This is a genomic window from Bradyrhizobium sp. 190, from assembly GCF_023073415.1.
Lineage (GTDB): Bacteria > Pseudomonadota > Alphaproteobacteria > Rhizobiales > Xanthobacteraceae > Bradyrhizobium.
The window spans coordinates 1-810 of the sequence record NZ_JADPJL010000042.1; the positions used below are offsets into that span (position 1 = coordinate 1).

General features: G+C 60.6%; 2 protein-coding genes. Both read right to left on the reverse strand.

The genetic code is table 11. The features are described 5' to 3' along the window. Window positions 1–236: hypothetical protein (locus IVB22_RS24060; protein WP_247519739.1), on the reverse strand; the 236-nt coding region annotated here is incomplete at its 3' end. Between the two features lie 80 nt (window positions 237–316). Further along, entirely contained in the window at window positions 317–775 is a 459-nt protein-coding gene (locus IVB22_RS24065) for an Hsp20 family protein (protein ID WP_247519740.1), read from the reverse strand. Window positions 776–810 lie beyond the last annotated feature (35 nt).

The window sequence follows — 810 nt, forward strand, 5'->3', positions numbered from 1 at the left end:
GCGTCGAGGATCTCGTCAACAGTCACCGGCGCCTTCAGGCCATTGGGCGCTCGAAGGGCGGGGCACGAAGCGATAGCGGACGCATCTGAAGCCCAGGAAGCGAGAATGGCGCGCTTCTCGGCCAATGTCAGCGTGGGGTGGCTTACGACGTCTCGGGGGTGATTGAACACCGTGCCGGGATGTATCAGGGCGTTGATGTCGAAGACGTTGTCATTGATAGCGGTCGTCGGCCGCATGGTACCCTCCTATTCCAGACGAGGTTGCGATGCCCGCGCGCCGGGCGCCGGCGCGCGGTGAGATCACGGAGCGACACTATCTAGGCCGCTTTGGAATCGATCTGCTTGACGTTGCCGCCGGCTACGCCGTTGACGGCGATGCGGCGAGGCTTCATGGCCTCGGGGATCTCCCGGACCAGTTCGATCTTGAGCAGGCCATTGTCAAAGGCGGCGCTCTTCACCTGCACATAATCGGCCAGATTGAACTGGCGCTTGAAGCGCCGGGTCGAGATGCCCTGATACATGAAGTCTCGATCAGTCTTCTCGGCCTTGTCGCCCTCAACGGTAACCACATTCTGCTCGGCGGTCACCGAGATCTCGTCGGGCGAAAAACCGGCGAGAGCCAGCGAGATCTGATAGTGATCTTCGCCAAGCCGTTCGATGTTATAGGGTGGATAGTGGTCCTCGCCGGCGTGTTGGGCGGCCGCTTCCGCCAGATCGAAGAGGCGGTCGAAGCCGATGGTCGAGCGCCAGAGAGGTTCAAAGTTGTAACTGCGCATAGCCAAATCCTCCAATGAGCAAGTTGGTTACGAGC

Bases quoted from the DNA above. Each gene is read 5' to 3' on its own strand.
- IVB22_RS24065 (WP_247519740.1), bottom strand. From the start codon at position 775: ATGCGCAGTTACAACTTTGAACCTCTCTGGCGCTCGACCATCGGCTTC.